18 protein-coding genes are annotated in these 25281 nt (G+C 42.5%); 7 read left to right on the top strand and 11 right to left on the bottom strand.

What is annotated here, in order from left to right:
- Position 1 precedes the first annotated feature (1 nt).
- From V7S75_RS03695 to V7S75_RS03680, 4 genes are all read right to left on the bottom strand, one after another.
- Positions 2-301 (bottom strand): rhodanese-like domain-containing protein, encoded by a 300-nt coding sequence (locus V7S75_RS03695; protein ID WP_459511465.1) that lies wholly within the window; start codon positions 299-301, stop codon positions 2-4.
- Positions 302-303: 2 nt separating this feature from the next.
- Complete coding sequence (locus tag V7S75_RS03690; RefSeq protein ID WP_459511463.1) at positions 304-1074, bottom strand: PASTA domain-containing protein; 771 nt, start codon at positions 1072-1074, stop codon at positions 304-306.
- Positions 1075-1607: 533 nt separating this feature from the next.
- Entirely contained in the window at positions 1608-2933 is a 1326-nt protein-coding gene (locus tag V7S75_RS03685) for a Gfo/Idh/MocA family protein (protein ID WP_459511460.1), read from the bottom strand.
- An 8-nt stretch (positions 2934-2941) separates the two neighbouring features.
- Positions 2942-4309, bottom strand: a complete 1368-nt coding sequence (locus V7S75_RS03680) for a 3-keto-disaccharide hydrolase (protein ID WP_459511457.1) — start codon at positions 4307-4309, stop codon at positions 2942-2944.
- Between the two features lie 168 nt (positions 4310-4477).
- Here V7S75_RS03680 and V7S75_RS03675 point away from each other — a divergent pair, with 168 nt between their 5' ends.
- The 6 genes from V7S75_RS03675 to V7S75_RS03650 are packed head-to-tail and all read left to right on the top strand — an operon-like array spanning position 4478 to position 12251.
- On the top strand, positions 4478-5644 hold the full coding sequence (locus V7S75_RS03675; protein WP_459511455.1) for a trans-sulfuration enzyme family protein: 1167 nt from the start codon (positions 4478-4480) through the stop codon (positions 5642-5644).
- Complete coding sequence (locus V7S75_RS03670) at positions 5644-6732, top strand: complex I subunit 1/NuoH family protein (RefSeq protein ID WP_459511453.1); 1089 nt, start codon at positions 5644-5646, stop codon at positions 6730-6732. The genes V7S75_RS03675 and V7S75_RS03670 overlap by 1 nt, the downstream gene beginning before the upstream one ends.
- A 55-nt stretch (positions 6733-6787) precedes the next feature.
- Positions 6788-9190, top strand: coding sequence for a TonB-dependent receptor (locus tag V7S75_RS03665; RefSeq protein ID WP_459511451.1), 2403 nt, complete (start codon positions 6788-6790; stop codon positions 9188-9190).
- A 2-nt stretch (positions 9191-9192) separates the two neighbouring features.
- Complete coding sequence (locus V7S75_RS03660) at positions 9193-10347, top strand: DUF4249 domain-containing protein (protein WP_459511449.1); 1155 nt, start codon at positions 9193-9195, stop codon at positions 10345-10347.
- Between the two features lie 22 nt (positions 10348-10369).
- On the top strand, positions 10370-11380 hold the full coding sequence (gene hemH / locus V7S75_RS03655; protein ID WP_459511447.1) for a ferrochelatase: 1011 nt from the start codon (positions 10370-10372) through the stop codon (positions 11378-11380).
- Position 11381: 1 nt separating this feature from the next.
- The gene (locus tag V7S75_RS03650) at positions 11382-12251 is read left to right on the top strand and encodes an EamA family transporter (protein WP_459511445.1); all 870 of its coding nucleotides are present in this window, start codon (positions 11382-11384) and stop codon (positions 12249-12251) included.
- Between the two features lie 233 nt (positions 12252-12484).
- Here the strand turns inward: V7S75_RS03650 and V7S75_RS03645 are convergent, their stop codons facing one another.
- From V7S75_RS03645 to pdxA, 7 genes are all read right to left on the bottom strand, one after another.
- Positions 12485-13375, bottom strand: coding sequence for a YicC/YloC family endoribonuclease (locus tag V7S75_RS03645; protein ID WP_459511443.1), 891 nt, complete (start codon positions 13373-13375; stop codon positions 12485-12487).
- Complete coding sequence (locus V7S75_RS03640) at positions 13372-15819, bottom strand: hypothetical protein (protein WP_459511441.1); 2448 nt, start codon at positions 15817-15819, stop codon at positions 13372-13374. The genes V7S75_RS03645 and V7S75_RS03640 overlap by 4 nt, the downstream gene beginning before the upstream one ends.
- Positions 15820-15824: 5 nt before the next feature.
- Positions 15825-16253 carry an FKBP-type peptidyl-prolyl cis-trans isomerase gene (locus V7S75_RS03635; protein WP_459511438.1) on the bottom strand — a complete coding sequence of 143 codons (429 nt, stop codon included), beginning with the start codon at positions 16251-16253 and terminating at the stop codon, positions 15825-15827.
- Positions 16254-16371: 118 nt separating this feature from the next.
- The gene (locus tag V7S75_RS03630) at positions 16372-16872 is read right to left on the bottom strand and encodes a tetratricopeptide repeat protein (RefSeq protein ID WP_459511437.1); all 501 of its coding nucleotides are present in this window, start codon (positions 16870-16872) and stop codon (positions 16372-16374) included.
- Positions 16872-19304, bottom strand: a complete 2433-nt coding sequence (locus tag V7S75_RS03625; RefSeq protein WP_459511435.1) for an endonuclease MutS2 — start codon at positions 19302-19304, stop codon at positions 16872-16874. The genes V7S75_RS03630 and V7S75_RS03625 overlap by 1 nt, the downstream gene beginning before the upstream one ends.
- Complete coding sequence (locus V7S75_RS03620; protein WP_459511433.1) at positions 19301-20209, bottom strand: NAD(P)-dependent oxidoreductase; 909 nt, start codon at positions 20207-20209, stop codon at positions 19301-19303. The genes V7S75_RS03625 and V7S75_RS03620 overlap by 4 nt, the downstream gene beginning before the upstream one ends.
- Positions 20210-20212: 3 nt before the next feature.
- Complete coding sequence (gene pdxA, locus V7S75_RS03615) at positions 20213-21220, bottom strand: 4-hydroxythreonine-4-phosphate dehydrogenase PdxA (protein WP_459511431.1); 1008 nt, start codon at positions 21218-21220, stop codon at positions 20213-20215.
- 198 nt (positions 21221-21418) lie between these two features.
- Here pdxA and V7S75_RS03610 point away from each other — a divergent pair, with 198 nt between their 5' ends.
- On the top strand, positions 21419-25279 hold the full coding sequence (locus V7S75_RS03610) for a pyruvate carboxylase (RefSeq protein ID WP_459511429.1): 3861 nt from the start codon (positions 21419-21421) through the stop codon (positions 25277-25279).
- The last annotated feature ends 2 nt before the right edge of the window (positions 25280-25281 follow it).

Here is a 25281-nt window from a genome sequence, read left to right as displayed (position 1 = left end):
CTTAATATCCAGCGGCTTGCCAAGCGAGCATGCCACCTAATACGTTGCGAACATTCGTGAAACCTTCGCTTGCTAAATATTCTTTGGCACGACCCGATCGTGCGCCAGAACGGCAATGCACTAAAACTTCTTGGTCTTTCCAAGCTTCGATTTCTTCCAAACGGTCCGGCAATTCACCTAAAGGAATTAGTTTTGCCCCGATGTTGAATTCATCGAATTCATATTCTTCGCGGACATCGATGAGGTTCAAGTTTTCCCCTTTGTCCAAACGCTCTTTTAATTCTTCAATTGTAATATCCATGATTATTGATCTTCGCCGCCCACAACCCAAAGGTCGATCAGGTCGCCAGGTTTAACACTTGTTCCTTCGCAAGTCGCACAGCTCTGTTTAAAGACAGTTCCTGCTGGAAATGCATCATTCGCTTCGTAGGTAATTTTACCCACTTTTAAATTCATTCCTGCCAAAACAAGGGTCACTTCATCCATCGGCTTACCCACAAAATCGGGTATTTCCATGTCGACATCCGCCGTACCATTTCCTATGTATAAATCGACCATCGTACCTTTTGGGATACTTGCACCAGCTTCTATTTTTTTGCCAAAGGCTTGAACTTCAATAACTTCCTTCACACGCGGGTCATTCACTTCATGGACGATTCCTTTGCGCAAGCCGGCAATGTATAATTGTTGCTCCGCACTGCGAACTGAAAGGCCAACTAACGTTGGCAACTTAATTGTAGGTGGTGTTTCTGAATTAATCGTAATGTAAATTTTCCGACCTGATTTTACCAAAGCATTGGGTAAAGGATATTGGGATAATACCGTCAAAGGAGGTTTATCGGCCGTATACGTGCAATCAGCTACCTCATAAGATAAATCATTGGCATCGATGGCCTCTTCCATTTTGTCGACCGTCATGCCCTTCAAATTAGGCACTTGAATCGTTTCGCCATGGTGCGTACTCCAAGGTAAATACACAAAAAAGAAGCCAAAGAATAGCACGAGAAACAACGAGATTAAAATCGCGATGTGTGTGATTAAGTCTTTCTTAGAATTCGTGGGTATTTGAGCCATAAGTGGAAATACGTATTTGTTGCAAGATAGTTAAAACAATAACGCAAGGCAAATGGAAAGATAGACGTTAGACTTTGGACTTTAGACGTTGGAGGTAAGTTGACTAGTTGGATTATTAGTATCTGACTTTTAGCATAAAAATGTTGTATCATATTTTTCATGTTAAGAGGCCAACGTCCACAGTCTAAAGTCCAACGTCGATTAGACGCGAAGTATCGCGTCTCTACAATTGAAAGTCCAAATTCCAATGTCCACAGTCTAAAGTCCAACGTAGATTAGACGCGAGGTATCGCGTCTCTACAATTGAAAGTCCAATGTCCAAATTCCAATGTCCACAGTCTAAAGTCCAACGTCGATTAGACGCGAGGTATCGTATATCTACAAGCCAGCGTCCAATGTCTAACGTCTAAAGTCCAAAGTCTAAAAAAATCCGAAGCAAAAAGTATTCAGTTGCTTTCGCACACTGGTACAATTCACTTCGGACTTAACTCCTCCGGACTCCGGACTTGCGACTAGTGACTGACGACTAACGACTAGTATTTAAAAACCTTATCTCCCGCCATCACCTCTTGCGTCTTCTCATCAAACGTAACGCGTTGGCCTGTGCGATATGCTGCATTCGACATGATTGTCGCAATGGAATGTTGGTACCCTGCTTCAATCGGCGCGTTAGGCGTTTTGCGAGAACGAACACATTCCATCCAGTTTTTCACATGGTTGAATGTTAGTGGATCATTTCCTGTATTGGCATCCGATGCAACTTTAGCTCCTTCGATTTTCATGGTTGGCAATAGGTTCGCCTGCATACCCATTGCTTTCGCTTCACGTTCTTGTAATCCTCCGTTTGGTGAAATCATATTGGTATCCAAATTTAATTCACCACCATTTGAGTAGTAAATCTCTTTGGTTCCACCTGCACCGTTTGAGAAACGTGAAGTAAACTGTACTTGGAATCCTTTATTTCCTTGACCATAATCAAATACTACTGTCATGGTATCCGCATTTTTCCGACCATCATTCCATTGGTAAATTCCACCGTTGGCAACTACCGAGTTTGGATGCTTCAAGCCAGTGAACCAGTGAACGGTATCAATTTGGTGTGACATCCATTGGCCTGGAATGCCCGAAGAATATGGCCAGAATAAACGGTATTCTAAATATTTACGTGGATCAAACGTATCTGCTGGACGGTTCATCAAGAAACGCTTCCAATCGATATCGGATTCCTTCAAGATGCTTGTCAATTCAGGGCGTCTCCAACGACCCGGTTGGTTCACGTTCCACATCAACTCGACCATTTTGATATCACCGAATTTACCTGATTTGATAAACTCTTCCGCTGCCCAGTAATTTTCTCCTGAACGGCGTTGTGAACCAATTTGAACAATTTTTCCTGATTCTTTCACCGCTTTCAATACCGCGCGGTTATCTTCCATCGTTTCTGCCAATGGCTTCTCCGTGTAGGTATCGCAACCTGCTTTTACCGCTTCGATGGTATGCAAGGCGTGTTGGAAATCCGCCGTGGAAATGAAAACAGCATCTATGCCTTTGGCAGAATACAATTCTTCATTGTTACGATATGTCTGAATCGTGCCACCTAATTCTTTTTCTAAAAAGGCTTTCCCTTCATCACGTCTGCGGTTCCAAAGATCCGAAAGCGCAACCATTTCAAAGTTCATGCCTTTCGCCAAAGTTTTGAATGGTGGCACATGTGATGCACGGTGACGATCGGAGAATCCAACACATGCCACGCGAACACGGTCGTTTGCTCCAATAATCTTACTGTATGATTTAGCACTAAAAGCGAGTGTTCCCAGTGTCGCCAAAGCTCCTTTTTGAATAAATGATCTTCTTTCCATGGTAAGGTTTAGTTAATTTCTCTGATTTTGATGTTTTTGTAAAACACGGAATCCCCGTGCTCTTGAAATAAGATTGGGCCTTTATCTTGCATGCCAAATCCATTCCATTTTGCATGCTTGCTGTGTGCCACAAGTACTTTGAAAATATTGCTTTTACGCTCGTATTCCAATACTTTAAAACCGTTCAACCAATGTTGGACGATGTTGTTTGGATACACAATGATACGTCCTTGATTCCATTCGCCAATTTTCCGTTGGAAACGAGGGTCTAATTTGTTTGAAGGAATGATGTCATAAAGACTCGCTAAGGTACGATTTCCCACAGTTCCTAATTTGGCATCTGGGTGTTTGGCATCATCTAAAACCTGATATTCTAGGCCGATTGCCGACATCCCCGAATCATAGGTTTCATTCACGAAATACTTAACTCCTGAATTCGCACCTTCTGTTAATTTGAAATCAAATGTCAATTCAAATGCACCAAATTGTTCATTCGTTAAGATGTCTCCACCATTCACGGATTCTTTACCACCAGAAGAATTTACATGTAATGTCCCATCTTCAACCGTCCAAACAGATGGAGGTGCCGTAGTCTTGAATGCTGAACGGAAACCCGTTAAATCTTTTCCGTTGAACAATAATTTGAATCCTTCCGCTTTTTCTTGCTCAGATAAATTGTTCAACATATAGCTGTCCACGACCGTTTTACCATCCAAAGGACGAGGTTGCATGTCTTTTCCTGTTTGAATGCGAATATTTTTCCACATAACCTGCATGCCCGGTTTCATGTCGGCATAAATCGCATGAACTTGGAATGCGATGAAACCTTTGGCAGTCATATCGTCAACTAAATAAGTCACAGGAACGTCATTAATCCATGTGCGAATCGTAGTTCCAATCGCCTCGATGCGATAATGATTCCAAACATCGCCTAATTTAAATGCTTTTTTCGCTTCGGGTTTTAGTTCATTTTGAGCTAACCAACCCCGACGAGATTCATCGTAAATTCCGCCTGACCATCCACGAGTAGAAGGGTCGATTTCTGCTTGGTAACCATGAACACGTCCATTTTGATATTCTGGGTTCGAAAGGCTACGGAATTGAATGCCTGAGTTCATTTTGTTGTCGACTTTTACATCTACTTCCAAAATAAAATCTCCATATTCTTGTTCGGTGGCCATAAATGAGTTGCCGGTATTCGGAACGGTTGTTCCAACCATCACGCCATCTTTGACTTCATATTTCGCTGTTCCACCTAATTGTTTGAAACCTTTGAAGGTTTTTCCATCGAATAAATTTGTCCATTTTTGGGCATTTGATTCGATTGAAATGCACATGAGCGCGACGCTCAAAGCATAGAGTAATTGTTTTTTCATAGTTCTTTTTTATTGTTAGCTAAAGGAAGCTTAACGCTGAAATTTACTCATTTATCTTTAAATAATTCTGTTTGCCTGTGGGCTAGCATCAGGGCAAAAAATACTGAATGCGGAATTGACGCGTTTTCCCACTATTCTATTACTTTTGTAGATTAATTTTACAGCCTGATGCAAAAACAAACAAAAGCTATCCGTATTCAAGCCGAACGTTCTCACAACCGCGAACATTCTGTCCCTCTTTATTTAACCTCGAGTTTTACATTCGAAGATGCTGAAGAAGGTCGCGCTATTTTCGCTGATGAGAAGTCGGGAAATATCTATTCTCGCTACATGAATCCCAATGTGGATGAATTCGTAGAGAAAATGGTGATGTTGGAAAACGCAGAAGATGGCTTAGCCTTCTCTACGGGGATGGCAGCAATTTTTGCGTCGATGGCTGGTTTGTTAAAAGCAGGCGATCACATTGTGGCTTCCAATGCTTTGTTTGGTTCATGCATTCAAATCTTAACGAAGATTACGGCCAAATGGGGGATTGAATGTACGTTTGTTCCTGGAGCTGATTTAAAAGCTTGGGAAGCAGCTATTCAACCGAATACCAAATTTTTGTTCTGCGAATCTCCGTCTAACCCAGGTTTAGAATTAATTGACCTGAAGGCTTTGGCAGATTTAAAGAAAGGGCGTGATATCGTGTTGGCAGTGGATAATTGCTTTGCAACACCGATTTTACAGACTCCTTTGGATTTAGGTGCAGATTTAGTGATTCACTCGGCAACGAAATACATTGATGGTCAAGGTCGCGTATTAGGTGGCGTGATATGTGGGAAGAAAGTCTACATGGATGAAATTCGCTTCTTTGCGCGTCATACGGGACCTTCTTTGTCGCCATTTAATGCTTGGGTACTATCTAAAAGTTTAGAATTATTGGACTTGCGTTTGCAGAAACATTCTGAAAATGCTTTGGCATTAGCCGAAGCCTTGGATGGTCATGCGGCCTTAGTTCAAGTGAAATATCCCTATTTGAAATCTCATCCTCAATATGAATTAGCTAAACGCCAAATGAAATATGGTGGCGGTATCTTAACCTTGGATATCAAAGGTGGATTTGAAAAAGTAGTTGCTTTCAGCAAGGCTTTGAAGATTGCTTCTATTTCACCAAATCTAGGGGATTCAAGAACGATCATTACGCATCCAGCTTCTACCACGCATGCGAAAATTGCCGCGGAGGAAAAAGTGGCTTTGGGTATTACCGATGGTTTGGTACGTGTGGCCGTGGGATTAGAATCGATTGAGGATTTGAAAGCCGATTTCTTGCAAGCTTTAAACGCGATTAAATAATGTTCATCGCGCTCCTGATATGCTTGGTTTTGTTGACAGTCAATGTCATCATTGGCGTATATGTCGAGCGTAAGCTATCTGCCTTCATGCAAGACCGTTTAGGTCCCATGGAAGTGGGTAAATGGGGTTTATTACAAGTATTTGCTGATTTGTTGAAGTTGTTCCAAAAGGAGGACATTGTTCCTGCTTTGGCTCAAAAGCGCTTGTTTTTATTCGCGCCCTGGATTATTTTCTTGTCGATTTTTGGTGCTTTTTCTGTGGTTCCACTAAGTTCAGGCACCTGGTTGCAAGGTTCCCAAACCGAAATGGGCATCATGTTGTTGATGGGAATTGTTTCATTGGATACCCTAGGTATTTTGTTGGCCGGTTGGACTTCCAACAATAAGTATTCTTTACTCGGTGCGATTCGTTCTGCCGCCCAACTCGTTTCTTTTGAGATTCCTTTAGGTTTAACGATTCTCTGTGTGGTGATTATATCAGGGAGTTTGAATTTGCAGGATATTGCAGCCCAACAAGGTATTTTTTCTTCGGAGGTGCAGTATTTGTTTGGTTTAAAATCGCTTGGGATTGAAATTCAATCGATTGGTGGGGTATTAGCCTGGAATGTGGTTCGAATGCCACTGTTTTTTATCTTGTTCATCTTGTATTTTATCGCTTCGCTCGCGGAAGCGAATCGGGCACCCTTTGATATTCCCGAAGCAGAATCAGAATTAGTGGGTGGGTTTCACACGGAATATGCCGGCATGCGCTGGGCGCTTTTGTTTTTGTCTGAGTATGGCATGATGCTACTCGTCAGTGTCGTTGGGGTTATCTTATTTTGGGGAGCTTGGTATTCTCCTTTTCCCAATATCGGATCAGTCCGTTTGGCTGATTGGACGAATGGCACACCTGGCACTATCTATGCAACTTTGTGGGGTTTTGGCTGGATCATGCTAAAAACATACGTCTTAATTGCAATTCAAATGTGGGTTAGATGGACGCTACCGCGCCTTCGCGTAGATCAATTCATGTACCTCTGCTGGAAAGTACTCATTCCATTCGCTCTACTTTTCGTCGCAATATCCGCCCTTTGGTCGCTACTCGGGTGAGGAAAGTCTGAGAATTTGCGTATCATTGGTGTTTGCAAAATTTGACCAATTAACTATGATCAAAAAAATTACCCTAATGTTGCTATTAGGTATCACGTGTGTGATGTTTGACCTAAAAGCACAATCTACTTCATTACCCTCCATTTCCGGAAAAGTAATCGATGCCCAAACGGGCGAACCACTCAGAAGTGCTGACATATCCGTTGATTTTAAGAAATCAGGGGTTCATACCGACAGCCTCGGTAATTACCGAATCTATTTACCTTATGGTGAAGTGGTCATTAAATACAGCCACGTGGGGTATAATCCTTTTCGTACCAAAGTCTATTTGAAGGGCGATGTTACCTTGGATGTTGAACTAAACGACGTAACCAAACAATTAGAAGAGGTAATTGTATCTGCTTCAACGAGCAAGCGCGATATTCAGACACCATCTTTGGGTGTGACGGTATTGAGTTTAAAGGGAATCAAAAAACTTCCTACGATGATGGGAGAGGTTGATGTAATCCGTAGTTTACAATCCTTACCGGGCGTTTCATCGGTTGGAGAAGGAGCGAACGGCTTGAACATTCGTGGTTCGAACGTGGATCAAAACTTAATTTTCATTGACGATACCCCAATTTTCAACCCAACACACATGTTTGGTTTGTTCTCGGTATTTGCATCCGATGCCATTCGGGATTTGGAATTGTATAAAGGAGGTATTCCAGCGCGATTTGGAGGTAGAACCGCAGCGGTCTTAGATATCAAAATGACGGAACCGAACACTGAGAAGTTTAAGATGCAAGGTGGGATAGGTTTGGTTTCAAACCGTGTTATGGCTGAAATTCCCGTGATTAAAGATAAATTATCGGTCTTGGTAGCAGGGCGATTATCTGTCAATGACTTCATGTTCAAATGGTTCGCGCCAGATTACTTGAAAAACATTCGTGCGAATTTCTCGGATGTAGCGACGAAGGTATTTTACCGACCGAATAACAAGAATACGATTTCGCTATCAACTTATTTGAGTCATGATTATTATCGTGTGGATTCCTTGTTCAGCATTGAGAATGTGGTGGCGAAGCAAACCTCCTTTGATTATGGCCATAAAAATGCCTCGATTCACTGGAATCATTATTTCTCCGATAAGTTAAATATGATGATCAGTGCCTCTTTGACGAATTATTCGACCAAAACATGGGCACCTGATACGGTGAACACGATTGATTTACAGAGTTCGATATTGTATCGTAATATTGCGGCAAGTTTTGATTATCAACCGCGTGAAAATCACAAGATGAATTTTGGGGTAACGGCAACGCGCTACGATATCAAGCCTGGTTCATTAAACGATGGCGTTGTTTCGCGTGTGGCACGTGTCATGCTACCGGATGAGCAATCGATCGAAGCGGGGATTTATGCGGATGACGAATGGAAAATCAATGAAAAATTAACGGTTCAAGTAGGTTTGCGTTATTCTCAATACTGGCGAATTGGAGCGGGAACCGTGAATCAATATGTTCCAGGGCAAATGCCTTCTTTGAATTCAATTGTTAATAAAGTCAATTATGGTGATGGAGATGTCATGGCTTCTTACGGTGGCCTTGAACCTCGTTTGACCATGAAATATTCGTTGGCTGAAAATACGACGATGAAGTTTGGGTATAATCGCCAACAACAGTTTTTCCAATTGTTGTCGAATAACACAACTCCATTGCCAACGTCCCGTTGGAAAACCGCCGACTCATTCATCAAGCCTCAAGTTAGTGATTTCGTATCCTTGGGGTTGTTTAAAACCTTCAATGATAACGTCTATGAGGCTTCGGTAGAATCGTATTACCGTGATGTGCGTAATACATTGGATTTCGTATCGGGTGCGAATTTGCAGTTGAATCCGAACATTGAGACCCAATTAATCACGGGTAAGAGCAAGGCTTACGGAATGGAATTCATGGTTCAAAAGAAGAAAGGGGAGTATTCAGGTTGGATTTCCTATACTTATGCAAGAGCTTTCAATCAAATGGTGGGTGATTTTCCGGAAGTTCAAGCGATTAATGGAGGTGAGTGGTTTGCGACAAATTACGACAAGCCTCACTCGTTTAACATGATGTTGAACATTCAGCCTACGACGCACCACAGTTTCTCATTTACATTTGCTTACAATACGGGCCGTCCGTTCTCTTCGCCTTCGGGAAGTTATGAGATTGGAGGAAAGAAATTTCCGGTGTTTGCGGAACGTAATAATGATCGTGTGCGGGATTACCATCGTTTAGATTTCTCTTGGACGATTAATAATCCATCGATGCGCAAGCAACGCTGGGAAGGAAGTTGGGTATTTACGGTCTATAATTTATATGGACGTCAAAACCCGTATTCAGTCTTCTTTAAATCGACCAAAAATGGCTTAAAAGCCTATGAGTTGAGCGTTTTCGCTTCACCATTTATTTCTCTAACCTATAATTTTAAATTCTTATAGAAATGCGTTTGAATTTTCTACGATATATATTTTTCGCATCCCTTGTCGCTTTAGGGACTTGGGCCTGTGTGAACCCGATTAAAGATTTTGTGCAAGTGAACGCCACATCGTTTATGACGATTGAGGCTGACATATCTGATGATCCCGAACTGTGTAAGATTCGTTTGACGAATTCGGCGAACCGACTGACATCCGTATTAGCGCAAGCCGTTGTCAAAGCGGAAGTTTATGTGACAGATCAAGATGGAATCAAGACTGTTTTTAAGGAGGGAATTCCAGCGGGTACTTATTTCCCTGCGATTGCGGGTTTTAAAGGGAAAGTAGGTTCTAGTTATAAACTTTACGTTAAAACACTTGTTGGGAAGCAATATGAAAGTACGGTAGAGACCATGCGTGGTGTGCCTGACATCGAAAACGTGATTAATCGTTTTGAAACCTTTGATCAATATTCACGTGTCGATCCCCGCCGTGCTGGATTTACGGTCTATTTGGACTTTAAGGATCTTCCATCCGAAGGTGATTATTACATGTGGAATTGGAAGCATTTCGAGAAGTTGGATTTCTGTGCGACATGTTCGGATGGAGGCAAATTCGATTTTGTGAAGACATTGGATTGCGTACAACCTAAATTCCCAAATGATCAAATTTTGAATTATCGTTGCAATGGTAATTGCTGGGATATTACTACAAACAACGATTTGAATGTCTTTTCGGATGTTTTGACAAATGGTCAGCGGGTGGTAGGCCGACAAGTTGCACGTATTCCGTTTGATGGTTGGAAGTCTTATTATTTCCGTTTGGAGCAACGTTCGATTACGAAAAATGCGTTTAATTTTTATCAATCCTTGATTTCGCAGGTGCAGTCGAGTGGTTCTTTGTTTGATGTTCCCGCTGAAACGCGTTTTAGTATGAACATTAAGTCATTGAGTGACCCGACGGAAAAGGTGTTGGGAATATTCAATGTGTTCTCTGTTCGCAAGAAAATTTTCATTATCGATCGTAAAACAAATATCCCTGCGGGTGAGTTTCCAATCGTGTTCCCTGTGCCGGGTGAGACCTATGCTTGCCCACCAGGTTCTACAGGCTGCCAAGATTTGGCGCCATGTATCGAAGGACCTACACGGACAAAAATTACGCCTGAAGGTTGGGTGTTCTAATAAATTAGGCCAAATTTGTGCTATGATTGGAGTTTTATTAGTGAATTTGGGTACGCCGGATAATCCGAAGACCCCTGCAGTTCGTAAGTATTTGCGTGAATTTTTGATGGATGGTCGGGTGATTGATATCCCCTACATTTTTCGTTCTTTGCTCGTGAATGGGATTATTGCCCCATTCCGTGCGCCTAAATCTACGAAGATCTACCAAGAACTTTGGGATGATCGCGGCTCTCCGCTCAAATACTATGGGGAGGATGTAGCACGTGATTTACAGGAAAAGCTAGGCAATGGCTATTATGTTAAATTGGCGATGCGCTATCAGTCGCCTGACATGAAATCTGCTTTGGAAGATATGCAGGCTAAGAATCTCAAGAAACTGATTATTATTCCTTTCTTTCCACAATACGCATCCGCTACGACGGGTTCCGTCTATGAGCGCGTGATGGAATTGATGAAGGACTGGCAAGTGATGCCAGATTTATCTTTGGTTAGTTATTTTTATGATCATCCAGATTTTGCCAAGTATTTTGCCGCCAAAGCTGCGAATTACCAAAAGGATGTTGATTTCGATTATTATTTGTTCTCTTACCATGGTGTTCCAGAACGTCATATCCGGAAAGGGGATTATTCAAAAAATACCTGTGTGTTTGGAACATGTTGCGACAGCATTACAGAGAAAAACCATGGTTGTTATCGGGCGCAATGCCACGAAACAACGCGTCGGATCGCAGCTGAAATGGGCTTAAATCCTGGAACTTATGGAACTGCTTTCCAAAGTCGCTTAGGTCGGGATCCTTGGTTGCAACCCTATACTGATGAAACCATCAAGAAATTAGTGGGAGAGGGTAAGAAAAAAATCTTAGCATTTTCGCCAGCTTTTGTCGCGGATTGTTTGGAAACGACAATTGAAGTAGGTGAGGAGTACAAAGAATTGTTCGAAGAGGCGGGGGGAGAGCATTGGCAATTGGTTGAAAGCTTGAACAATTCGCCGGAATGGGTAGGTATTTTAGAGGATCTCGTTAAAAAATCATAATATGCTTTATTTACTTTTAAGCGTTGTATTCTCGGTATTATTGCTGGTGAATTTCAGAGCGCATGCCCGCTTTCAGGTGGATACACGCATTGCGATTTTGTTAAATTATCCTGTTTGTTTTTTAACGGCCTATTTGCATCAGCCTTCTGCGATTCCCTTTCACTGGCCTTCTGATTCCGATACCGGATTATTGATGGCGATGGGAATCGGTTTTGTGATTACCTTTTTGCTTTCCGGTTTTTCTACGCAGCGGAATGGGATGGCGCCAACTTCCTTGGCGAATAATATCTCGTTGGTTATTCCCGTGTTGATTAATTTGTTCATTCTGAAGACGGGAGGAGATATTTCGATAAGCATTTTAGCTGGATTGTTGTTCTCCTTTGCTGCGATTTATTTCTGCAGTCCGCAGGTAAGTTCGACAGCTGGCGTTAAACCCGTTATTTCATTATTGTTGGCCGTTTTTGTGGCTTACGGTCTTACGAATACGCTTTTCAGTTATTTAAATAGTACGTTAACCGCTCAGGTAGGAGGTACTTTGCCGTTTATTATGATGTTGTTGATTGGTTCCATGGCGAGCTCTGCCATCGTGTTAATCTGGAAGTCGGTGAACGGCACCCTGAACTGGAATACGAATTCTGTATTAGCCGCTATTCCCTTAGGCTTGCCAAATTTCTTTTCATTTTACTTCCTGTTGAAGGCCTTAGATGCCTACCAAAATAACGTTGCCGTTGTCTTGACGACTTATAATTTAAGTGTGATTTTGTTGAGCGCTTTGGCTGCTTATGCATTCTTTAAGGAAAAACTCTCAGGCCAACAATGGCTGGGTTTGGGATTAGGATGTGTGGGGATAGCGCTCCTCAATGGACTGTAGACGTTGGACGTTAGACGTTAGATTTTGGAAGCTTTTTCTTTGGCAAACCTTTAAGGATTGCCAAAGTTTGAGGCGTATTTCACGCCGATTCAATTCAAAATATAAAAAAATCAGAATACAATAACCCTTGGTTTAAACGAGTGGAAGATGCAGAGAGGCGCATCACGACATGCAGAGCGATTGACCAACATCTAGTTTCCAACGTCTAAGGTCCAACGTCCAGCGTCTAACGTCTAGAGCACATTCGCCGTCTGCTCCTTAATCTTCTCCAACTCATCTTTCATATTCACCACCAATCGCTGAATTTGTGAATCGTTCGCCTTGGATCCAATCGTGTTAATTTCCCGACCAATCTCCTGCGCCATGAAGTTAAGCTTCTTGCCATTTCCTTCTGCAAGGATGTCGATGAAATAGCCTAAGTGGGTATTCAAACGAACCTTTTCTTCCGAGATATCGAATTTCTCGATGTAATAAACGACCTCTTGCTCAAAGCGATTTTTGTCGAAATCTTCATTCAATCCTAATTCTAAAAGCGACTTTTTCATCCGCTCACGGATGCCCGGCATACGCACCAAATCTTGTTCCGAAACTTGTTGCAATCCTGTCGCAATGGATGCAATGTATTCTCTAAACTTGTCTTCGACAATTTTGCCTTCACGGGCACGGAATTCTTTACATTCCGCTACTGCCTCTTGGATAGCTTCATAAATGACTTGCCACAAAGCTTCAATTTCCTCTTCGTTCTCTTCTTTGGTCTCTTGTGAAATACTTGCTGGAACATTCAACGCCTGCAAATACAAGGCCCCTTCGTCTAAACTTGAAACGCCTAATTCTGTAGCCACGCGCTTCAATTCCGCATAATACAAGGCAATCTGACCCTGAGGTAATATGCTCGCCTCTGCTCCATCATGATTCTTTTGAATTTGAACACTTAATTCAATCTTTCCACGTTCCAATTGCTGCGTCAAGAAATTACGAATCTCAATTTCGCGTGCTGAAATGGATTTTGGGAGCCGACAAAAAATATCAGTAAACTTTGAATTCAAGGTTTTTACCTCAACACGTATTTGTAAGTCTTGCGCCTCTTTTTGGGATTTCCCAAAACCGGTCATGGAATAAATCATGCGTCTGTTTTTGTTTGTTGTTTAATCGTCAGGCCGATGGCCAGAGCGATAAATAAGAGTAAGCCGATGGACGCTATGCCGTCAACTTTTTGGCCCATTTCAACTGAATAAGGCTCAAACTTGAATTCGATGGTATGTTTTCCTGCGGGTACCACTAAGCTGCGTAAGACATAGTTTGCACGTGCATGCTGAACTTCTTTTCCATCGATATAGGCCTTCCAGTCCTTATTTCCACGGTAGTAAATTTCTGAAAATACAGCTATTCCAGGAAGATCGGAATTTGACGAATAAGTCAAATGATTTGGCTTATATTCTTGTAATTGAATCGAAGAAACGGCTGAAGAATCCAATGCCACAGTACCCATAATCGTACGATCTTGTTCTTCGACAATTACCTGCGAAGCCGGATTGATTTTCTCAATGCCATTTAATGCCTCATCTGCATTTTTAGCCCATTGAATCGATTGCACAAACCAAGCATTTCCTAATGCAGTAGGATTGGTTTGAACAGCCGGCTGACCCGCTGAATCCGCCACAATGATGTATTTGGTATTCAACATATTCAATACGTTCATTTGGCCAGGATTACCTGCAAAGTACTTTTCAATTAATTCCTGGTAACGACGCAATTTAGCCGCATGGTAACCACCCAATGATTGGTGATAATAACTTGTCGTCGCATCATTCATGAAAGAAACCGTCGAGTTTAATACGCGGAATGTCCCATGATCGGCTAAGATTTGTTGGTCTACCGCCGTCGGCTGAATTTGTTCCTCCAAAGTGCTCTTGGATACAAAGGCCTCCTTGCCAAAATAGCGTTTGGCAACGGGAGTCAAGTCAAATATTCCCAACAAGACAATACCAATCACCCAAATGGATTTCTTTACTTTCGCAAGACTCGCAAGATAAATCAAAGCTGCCCCCAAGAGAATAATAACCAAGCTTCTAAACGCATCTGCTTGGAACAAATCAATCCGATCCAGTCGGATGCTATTCCAAATCGCTGTATTCAAGGCTTGATCTTGTATAATGGCTGCTCCATCTTGCGATCCTTTGAAATCGAAGAACAGATCCGGTAAAATTCCGAATAGTAAACACAAGCCGCCACTAAGTCCTAGAGCATAAAGAAGCGGTTTCTTGATTTCAGCGAAGCTAGGTTTGTGTTTGGCCAACTGGATTAATCCCATCAGACCAAGGCTCACCATTCCAAACTGCACAAACGATAAAACCATCGTAATCGCACGGAACTTGTTGAACATCGGAATGTAATCAAACCAAACATAATTCAATGGGAAATTCTTTCCCCAAGCCATCGTTAAAAACAATGTCGTGATTCCAAGAATCCACCATTTTTCGGCTGATTTGACAAAAAATGCCCCGAATAAAAACAAGAAGATCACCAAAGCTCCTGCATAAGCTGGGCCTGCTGTGTAGGACTGCTCTCCCCAATAGGTCGGTGCCTTTTCCACAAATCCCAATACCTGATCTTCCGGAAATCCGGCATCAACCATCGTTTTGTAGGTCGCAGATTTTGTTCCGCCCAAATCCCCTTGTGAGGCTCCTCCTTTGAAATTGGGGATCAATAAGGTTCCCGTTTCTGATAATCCATAAGACCAATCAAAGGCATAACCACTGTCTAATCCGTCTCCACGTTTGGCATTCGCAGCTAATTCAGACTTTCCACGGGTTGTCTCTTTGGCATAATCATAGTTATTCCAAAGACGCATGCCGTGGGTTCCGATGGCTAAGATCAAACCGAGGCCCAACAATAATCCACGGCTATACCAGTCGATTAAGGTTTTGTTTCGGTAGGAGTGCACCAACATATACAATTTGTAAGCCCCAATAATGAAGAATAAATAATAGGTAATCTGCACGTGATTGGCATATAATTCCAAGGCCATTGCGAGCGCAAATACCGCCGCACCTAACCATTTGCGCGTTCCCCAACACATCCGAATACCCGCAAGGACCATCGGAGCATAGGCAAGCGCTAAAACTTTAGAAGTATGTCCTGCTGGAATAATGACCAAATTATAAGTCGCAAATGCATAAAATACGGCTCCCGCAAAGCCTAATAGGGGCGAAGCGCTCATCGCCCACAAGAATAAATACATGCCTAATAATTGCAGCATGATTAAATTCACGGGTGTTGGGAATAAATTGGTAATGAAACTTCCCATGTAACTGGAAACACTATATGGATAAGATCCCGAAATCTGATACGTAGGCATTCCCCCAAACATCGAGTTGGTCCACCACGCATCCGTTCCTGTCGACTTTTTAAATTGAATGCTCTCCTGTGCCGCGGCTTGGGCCTGCATAATATCATGTTGGATCAAGACCTTTCCTTGCAACACGGGGCCACAATACAGAAAGGAAATGACGATAAATCCGATAATAACGAGTCCATGAGGGACAAAGGAGCGCAAATCAATTTTCATAAAAGCTATTGAATACTTACTAATTCTAATTCAAATGTTAAATCACGACCAGCCAATGGATGGTTAGCGTCCAATGTTACATGTGTTTCTGTCAAATCCGTGATAACTACTTCCACAACATGACCACCATCTTGATGCATGCTTAGTGAAGAACCTAATTCTAATTCAATATGTGGTGGAATTTGAGCACGCTCAATCGTTACCGTATTTTCTGGTGAATGCTCCCCATAGGCCTCTGCCGCAGGAATTACAATCGTTTTTTTCTCACCAATAGTCATTCCCGTTACGCCATCATCGAAACCTTTGATCACCATTCCAGAACCTAATTGAAATTCTAATGGAGTACGTCCAACTGATGAGTCAAAAATTGCTCCATCATCGTGTTTTCCTGTGTAATGTACGGCTACTTTATCGCCTGTTTTTGCAATAGACATGTTGTTAAAATTAATCCTGCTCACATAATTGCGCCCAGGCAGTAAATAAATTGATTTCTTTTTCTAAGCTCTAAAGCCTATCCTTCAAAGTTCGGGATTTTTTTTGCTTTTTCATACCCTATTCAGGCCGCTTTAAGCTCCTACAATAAATATTTAGATAGCCTAAGGACACGGTATCTCCCAAATCAGCCGCATACTGAAAATCATAGCAGGCATCGGTTACATTCCCAATGCTCATTAATTTGATTCCGCGATTAAAATAAGCCTCTGAGTAGTACGGGTAGAGGGAAATCGTTTTGGAATAATCCGAAATCGCACCCTTTTCATTTCCCATTTTCGATTTGAAATAAGCACGGTAAAAGTAGTAGTCGGCATGATCATCTTCCAAACGAATCGCCCGGGTGATATCAGCCACGGCTCCCGAGTAGTTTTCTTGAAATCCCCGACTAATCCCGCGCGTAAACAGAATTTGTGGATGTTTTGGGTATTTGGCGTGTGCGAGAGTCAACAGTTCAGTCGCCTCTTGAAATTTTCCTTCTTGAATTTTAGTCAAGCCCAAATTGTAATCGATCATACAACCGCTCAACAAGAAACAAGATAAAATAATCAGGTATTTCATTACTTAAATGTTACAATGGATATTCCCGCACCTCCACGGTCGGCATGTTCATCTTGCACCAATTTGATTTCGCGGTAGCGTTTCAATTGCTCTTTGACCAAATTGCGCAAAATGCCATCGCCTTTGCCATGTAATATACGAACCTCAGGTACGCCGAGTAATAGCGCATCATTCATGTATTGATCCAAAATCACATAAACTTCTTCACCGCGTTTACCACGTACATCGAGCGTTAAACCAAAATGGGCCATGCGATCATTCATGTCGATGCCGCGCATGGCTGTGCGTGCCGACTTTTCCGTTTTAGGTGCCTTAACTTGTTCTAATCGATTTAATTTAATCGTGGTGCGGATTCCACCTAAGGCAACCACTGCGTCTTTGCCTTTCATTTGCATCACTTCACCTATCGCACCTTCGCCATCCGCTTGTTTAATTGCTACCCAAGAGCCTACCGCAATTGGTCCGTTGATTGCAGCTTTTTGCGGAGTAGGAGGAGTTACGGTTGCCTGCACCTTTAATTTCTTCTCGGAAAATTCATTGAGGCCTTTTCGGATTTCCTTGGTTACCTCTTTTTCTGCCGATTTCTCCTTGATTTCTCGAATGGTTTGTTCGATTTTCTGATTGGCATCTTTGACCAATTGCTTCGCTTCTGCCTTGGCTTGATTGAGTAAACGTTTTTGCTCTTCTTCCAAATGATTCTTTAGGCTCGCATATTGCTCTTTGATACTTTCAGCCTGTGCTAGTTGAACAGCTAAACTCGTATTTTTTGCCTCCCAGATCTGCTTCTCCGTCTCCGTTTCCATCAACAACTTATCGAAATCCACTTGGTTTTTACCCAGTTTTTTTCGTGCATTTTCAATGATTTGATTCGGTAAGCCTATTTTTTGCGCAATCTCAAAAGCAAAAGAACTACCCGGTTTCCCCATGTCCAAAATGAACTGCGGTTCTAAATGGGTTGTATCGTAACGCATCGCCGCATTGAATAATCCTTGCTTGCGATCTGCTAAGCTTTTCAGATTGCCAAAGTGCGTATTGATAGCACCGTATGCGCCTTTATCGGCTAATTTCTCTAAGATCGATTCCGCGATGGCTCCTCCCAAAGAAGGCTCCGTTCCCGTTCCAAATTCGTCAACCAATAAAAGCGTTTTCTCCTGCGCATGCGCTAGAAAATAACGCATATTGCTCAAGTGAGAAGAATAGGTACTTAATTCATTTTCGAGATTTTGCTCATCGCCCATATCCAAAAAGATTTGGTCGAAAAATCCCATGGTTGATCCTTCCGTTAAAGGAACTAAGCAACCAGCTTGGAATAAATATTGCAATAATCCGATGGTACTCAAAGTCACCGATTTACCTCCGGCATTGGGTCCTGAGACGACCATGATGCGTTTTTGGTCATCTAATGTAATATCCAAGGCTTTGATTTTCTTACCAATTTTAGCGAGCGATTCTTCTAAGATTGGATGTCTCGCGCCTTTCCATTCCACCCAAGGTATGGATTTTAAATGAGGTAAAATGGCATCGTGTTCGATGGCCCAAACGGCTTTGGCACGTACAAAATCGATGATTCCGAGCCATTGATACCAGGCTGTCAACATGGGAACCATCGGACGAACACGATCGGATAAGCGTGAGAGAATTTGAATAATTTCCCGTCGTTCCGCGGATTCCAATGACTTTATCTCATTGTTTAAAACCAAGGCATCTGCCGGTTCCAAATAAACGGTCTTCCCGGTGTCCGACTCATCCTGCACAAAACCTTTGATTTTGCGCTTATGTTCAGCAGCTAAGGGAATCACCATCCGACCATTCCGTAGCGTCAACGAAAAATCCTTGCTAACCCAGCCTTCTTTGTATGCCTGCTGAATATAGGAGTCTAATTTTTTACGTAGGTTTTGCTCTTCCGCAAAACGCTTTCTTCGTAAATCACCTAGCGCAGCAGAGGCCGTTTCCTTGATTTGACCATTGATGTCAAATACGCGGTCCAACTCTTGTACGATGGGAATGATTTGTCGGAAATTGGATCCTTGTTCTTCCTCTTTGTTGAGGTAATTCTGCGTGATCTTCGCGATTTCGGGGTATTTTTCCGAATCAATGTTCGCGAAAAAGCGAATGACTTGATAGAGGATATCTAATCCACGATGCCATTCACGCCAATCTTCAGGCGCTAAATAATGACCTTCCAGTGTCAAAGGTGCGAACCATGGACGCAGGTCAAAATAATCTTGTTGGGGCCATTCACCCCCATGCTCCGCCATGATTTGTTTCATCTCATGCACTTGTTCTACCCATTGTTTGACAACGGGGAAACGCGTCGAGAATTTCATTTTGGCGGCATATTCCGCACCCATCGGGCTTAAACAAGCCGCTTGGATGTGTTCCTTAATCTGGTGGAACCCTAGTTTTTCAGCAATGTTTTCTGGATAATTCATAGCTGATAATGGGTTTTAATTTTGTCGATGAGCGCGTCGTTGATTTTCCAATAACTTTCTGTGGTCCAACCTGCTACATGCGGGCTGAATAAGGTCATGGGATGTGAGGCAATTTGATCAAATAGCGTTTTTTCTGTAGTTGTCCATGTGGCCAATTTTTCATTGGGCAACACATCTAAAGCCAAACCACGTAATTTACTGCTCGATAATCCTGCAGCTAATGCTTCCAAAGAACAAACGCCACCCCGCGAACTGTTGATCAATACGATGGGTTTTTTAAATTGTTCAATAAATGCTGAATTAACCATCTCCTTCGTTTCGTCCGTTAAGGGAACGTGTAAACTTAGGATGTCGGCTTGCTCGAAAATATCCGTTAATGCATGAGTCGCTGGCGCATATTTGTCATAGGCCAGAATATTCATATCGAAACCTTGCAGTTTTTTGGCAAGACTTTGACCCATATTTCCATAACCGATGATGCCCAACGTTTTGCCTTGTAATTCCCATCCTCGATTACCTTCGCGGTCCCAGATTCCATTACGAACTTCAGCATCTGCTGTGTTGATTTTCCGAGCTAGTGTGATTAATTGGCCGATGACATGTTCTGCCACGGCATCGCGATTACCTTCATTAGCACTAAAAACGGCGATTTGATTTACTGAACAATAATCCACATCAATCAAATCCAATCCGGCTCCGGCACGGGCAATGAATTCTAATGTAGATCCTTCCAGTTCTTTGGCCCCGAGCGACATTTTTGAACGAAGTACTAAGCCTTGATAGCCTGTTAATTGCACCTCTTTCGGGTGAATTTGTGGCTGTTCGTCTACCTCAAAGCCCAAGGATCGTAAGTCCGCAGCGAGGGATGGGTGAACTTCATCAATGATCAAGACCTTTTTTGCCATAGACTAAACGTGCATGCGGTTTTTGACCAAATCGATTGCTAGAAAAAATGCATGTAAAAACGAGCTGGGGTCAGCTTCATTTTTACCCGCAATGTCATATGCCGTTCCATGATCAGGTGATGTACGGATGATAGGTAAACCCGCCGTAAAATTCACGCCTGTCTCAAAAGCAATGTATTTAAACGGAATCAATCCTTGGTCATGATACATGCCCAAAACACCATCAAATTCCTTGAATTGTGCTTTTCCGAAGAAACCATCTGCCGGGTAGGGTCCGAAAACCAAAACACCTTTCTTACGGTATTCTTCTATCACCGGTTGGATGATTTCTAGTTCTTCTTGACCCAATAAGCCCGACTCACCCGCATGTGGATTCAATCCCAATACGGCTAATTTGGGTTTCTCGATGGCAAAATCTTCTTGTAAACTCTGCAAGAAAACATCGATCTTATTTTTGATTAATTCCTTCGTCAAGGCTTTACTGACATCTTGCAAGGGTAGGTGACCGGTCGCAACACCCATGCGGAAGCCTTCACTTACCATCATCATCAAGGAGTTTTTCGCCTCGAAACGTTCGGTTAAGTATTCTGTGTGGCCAGGGAATTTGAAGTCCTCCGACTGGATATTATGCTTATTGATAGGTGCAGTAACTAAGGCTGCCAATAATCCCTTGTCTAAATCTTGTGCGGCACGGTCTAAGCATGCAAATGCAGCTTTACCGGCTTCAGGGGTTACTTTTCCAGGTTCTACAACAGTGTTGGAATCGTCCCAACAAGTTATCAACGAAGTGTGTCCTTCTGTTGCTTCTTCCATGGAAGCAATGCTTTTGATTGACCAATCTTGTAGATCTAATTGCTTGCGGTAGAATTTAACGACTTGTTGGGAGCCATAAATCACCGGTGTACACCATTTTAAGATACGCTGACTGCCCAAGGCCTTTAAAATGACCTCGGGTCCAATGCCGTTGTAGTCGCCTAAGGTTATGCCAATAAAAGGTTTCGTTGCGCTCATATAAAATGGGTGAATTTTGGGCTTGCAAGTTAAGAAATTTCACAGGAAGGATGTAGATATTTTTTTTGCCCTGCATATTTTGGTAACGAAGCCTATAAAAATTGTAAATTTTCAAGTTTTGCCAAATAAAATAGCTGTCATTGTACTTAAATCCCAATTTATTTATCATTTTTGTTACAATGCACTAAAATTATTAGCATGCCAAAATCATACGTTAAGAAAATCTCGAGTCTTCTCATCGCGAACCGCGGTGAAATTGCCATCCGTATCATGCGTGCCGCTTCTGAACTGGGAATCAGAACTGTTGCGGTTTACACCTTTGAGGATCGCTATTCTTTACACCGTTATAAAGCGGATGAGGCTTACCAAATTGGTAAGGACAATGAGCCATTAAAACCTTATTTGGATATCGAAGGACTGATTGCTTTGTGTAAGTCCAAAAAGATCGATGCCATACATCCAGGTTATGGATTCTTATCAGAAAATGTTGGTTTAGCGCGTCGATGCCGTGAAGAAGGCATCGTTTTCGTAGGTCCGTCTCCTGAAGCCATGAATGCATTAGGGGACAAAGTAGCTGCGAAAGTTGCTGCCTTGAAAGCAAATGTACCGATGATCCAAGATTCGAAAGGAGATATGTCGGTGTACGAAAATGCCTTATCCGAAGCTCGCCGTATCACATTCCCCGTGATGGTGAAAGCCGCAGCAGGTGGAGGTGGTCGTGGAATGCGGGTCGTTCGCACGGAAGAGGAATTAGAAAAAGCACATTCAGAGGCGAAAAATGAGGCAAAAAATGCCTTTGGTGATGATACATTGTTCATCGAGAAATTCATCGATGATCCTAAGCATATTGAGGTTCAATTACTTGGTGACCAACACGGTAATTTGGTTCATCTTTACGAACGTGATTGTTCCGTACAGCGCCGTTTCCAAAAGGTTGTAGAGGTTGCGCCTTCTTTTGGTTTAAAAGAAGAAACGAAGCAAAAATTATATGCGTACGCTTTGTCAATCGGTAAGGCGGTAAATTATTACAATGCGGGAACCGTTGAGTTCCTAGTGGATAAAGATGAAAATATCTATTTCATCGAAGTGAATCCACGTATTCAAGTGGAACACACCATTACCGAAGAGGTAACAGGAATTGATATCGTCCGTACCCAAATCTTGGTTGCGCAAAATTATAAGTTATCGGATCCGGGTATCTTTATCCAAAACCAGGAAGATATTCCATTGAAGGGTTTTGCAATTCAGTGTCGGATTACCACAGAAGATCCATCGAATGGCTTTAAGCCTGATTTTGGTACGATCATCGCTTACCGTAACGCAGCTGGTTTTGGTATTCGTTTGGATGAGGGCTCATCGTATCCAGGGGTTAAGATTTCGCCTTATTTCGATTCAATGCTTGTAAAAGTTTCTGCCAAAGGCCGTACGCTACGTGGTGCTTCTGAGCGTTTGAACCGAGCATTGTCTGAGTTCCGTATTCGTGGGGTGAAAACTAATATTCCATTCTTGCGTAATGTGATCACGCATCCCGTGTTCCAAGAAGGAAATTGTACGGTTCCGTTTATCGCGAATCATCCAGAATTATTTAACATTAAGCCTACACGTGACCGTTCAACAAAAGCGTTGCGCTATTTGGGTGAGGTAATCGTAAATGGGAATCCTGACGTGAAAGTGAAGCCATCTGCTCCTTTCCGTACACCTATTATTCCTTCTGTGGATGAGTTTGCGGAATTCCCACGTGGACACAAACAATTATTGACAGAATTAGGACCTGAGCGTTTCGCGAAACACATTCGCGATTCGAAACAAGTTTTATTTACGGACACAACTTTCCGCGATGGACACCAATCGCTCTTAGCGACACGTGTTCGTACACAAGATATGTTGGCCGTTGCTTCCGGCTTCGCTAAAACCTTCCCGAATTTATTCTCGATGGAGGTTTGGGGCGGTGCAACTTTTGATGTGGCGATGCGATTCTTGCATGAGTCTCCATGGAAGCGTTTGGAAGAGTTTAGAGAGGCGATGCCAAACATGCTTTTACAGATGTTGTTCCGTGGCTCCAATGCTGTGGGTTATTCCGCTTATCCTGATAATTTGATCGAGAAATTCGTAGAGAAATCATCCGAATCCGGGATCGATGTCTTCCGTATATTCGATTCCTTGAACTGGATCGATGCGATGAAGGTGTCCATCAAAGCGGTTCGTGAGCGCACGCCAGGTATTGCTGAGGCTGCGATTTGTTACACAGGAGATGTGTTTACAAATGAGAAGTATAATATGCAGTATTATTTGGATTTAGCGCGCCAACTAGAAGATGCGGGAGCGCACATGCTTGCCATTAAAGATATGGCAGGTTTGTTACGTCCATTCCAGGCAGAGAAATTGGTTACTGAATTAAAGAAAGCGGTTGCTATTCCGATTCACTTACATACGCATGATACAGCTTCGGTTCAATCGGCTACGTATTTGAAGGCGATTGAGGCGGGTGTTGATGTGGTTGATGGGGCTTTGGCCGCGATGTCTGGTTTAACATCCCAACCGAATTTGAACTCCTTGGTAGCGATGATGCAAGGTCATCCTTACGATAGTGGTTTGGATTTGGATGCCATGAATGATTATTCCAATTATTGGGAAGCGGTTCGTACGATGTATTTCCCTTTTGAATCGGAATTAAAAGCAGGAACAGCAGAGGTTTATAATAATGAGATTCCGGGTGGGCAATACACCAACTTACGTGGTCAGGCGATTGCTTTGGGCGTAGGGGATAAGTTTGAATTATTGAAGGATAATTATTCGGAAGCGAATAAATTGTTTGGCGATATAGTTAAGGTAACTCCATCTTCGAAAGTAGTAGGGGATATGGCCATTTTTATGACGGCAAATAGCTTGTCGGCAGAAGATGTATACGCCAAAGGTTCAACCTTATCTTTCCCAGAATCCGTGAAGGATTTCTTCAAAGGAGGATTGGGCCAACCATATCAAGGTTTTCCAAAGCAATTGCAAGAAATCATCTTAAAAGGAGAAACCGCTTACGAAGGACGTCCGAACGACAACTTAGCGCCGATTGATTTTGATAAGGATTATGCGGCATTTGTTGCAAAATTCCCGGACAATGAAGGAGGCTTCTTGGATTACTTGTCATACAAAATGTATCCAAAGGTTTACGAGGATTATTACAAGAATCAAGCCTTGTATGGTGATTTATCAGCGATGCCTACGCCAGCCTTTTTCTATGGCTTAAAGCAGGACGAGGAAATCATGATCACGATTGAGCCAGGTAAGACAATCATCGTGAAGTATTTGTATATGTCGGACCCTGATGAATCCGGCTTGCGAAACATAACATTTGAATTGAATGGTCAGGCTCGCCGATTGAAAATCTTGGATAAGAACATCAAGGTTGAGCGTGCCCAACATGCCAAAGCGAAGGCCAAAGGAGATATTGGAGCACCTTTGCAAGGACGTTTGAGTCGTATATTGGTGAAGCCGGGTGAGGAAGTGAAGAAAAATGCTCCATTGTATGTGATTGAGGCGATGAAGATGGAGTCGATTGTTTCGGCGCCGTTTGAGGGGATTATTGGAAACGTAGTCTTGAATGAAGGTACGGTCGTGGAGCAAGAAGATTTGGTATTGACTTTGGAAGAAGCCAAATTGCCAGAACCTGATGTAGAGGAATACTTATTTGTATATGGAACTTTGCGTCGTGATTGTGGCAATGACTTACATCGTTTGATCGCTCGTAACTCGGATTATGTGGGCATGGCGACTTATCAAGGCCAAATGTATCAAGTGGCAGATTATCCGGGAATTATTCCTTCGGATGATGTCAAAGATCAGGTGGTAGGGGAGTTGTACTTGCTTTCAAACACGATCAAGTTGTTGAATGTCTTGGATGAATACGAGGAATTCGATCCAGAAAGCTCTGAGAAATCCTTATTTATGCGTGAGCATGTTACAGTGAAATTAAAGGACAAGGAAATTACTTCATATGCATATCTTTACAATAAACCCGTTGATTCGAAGAAACGAATTGCTTCTGGGGATTATTTAAAAGGATAATT

The organism is Aquirufa sp. TARAVU-A1A, from assembly GCF_054558675.1.
The sequence above is the reverse complement of the archived record's forward strand: the minus strand, read 5'-3'. Positions and strand labels throughout refer to the sequence as shown.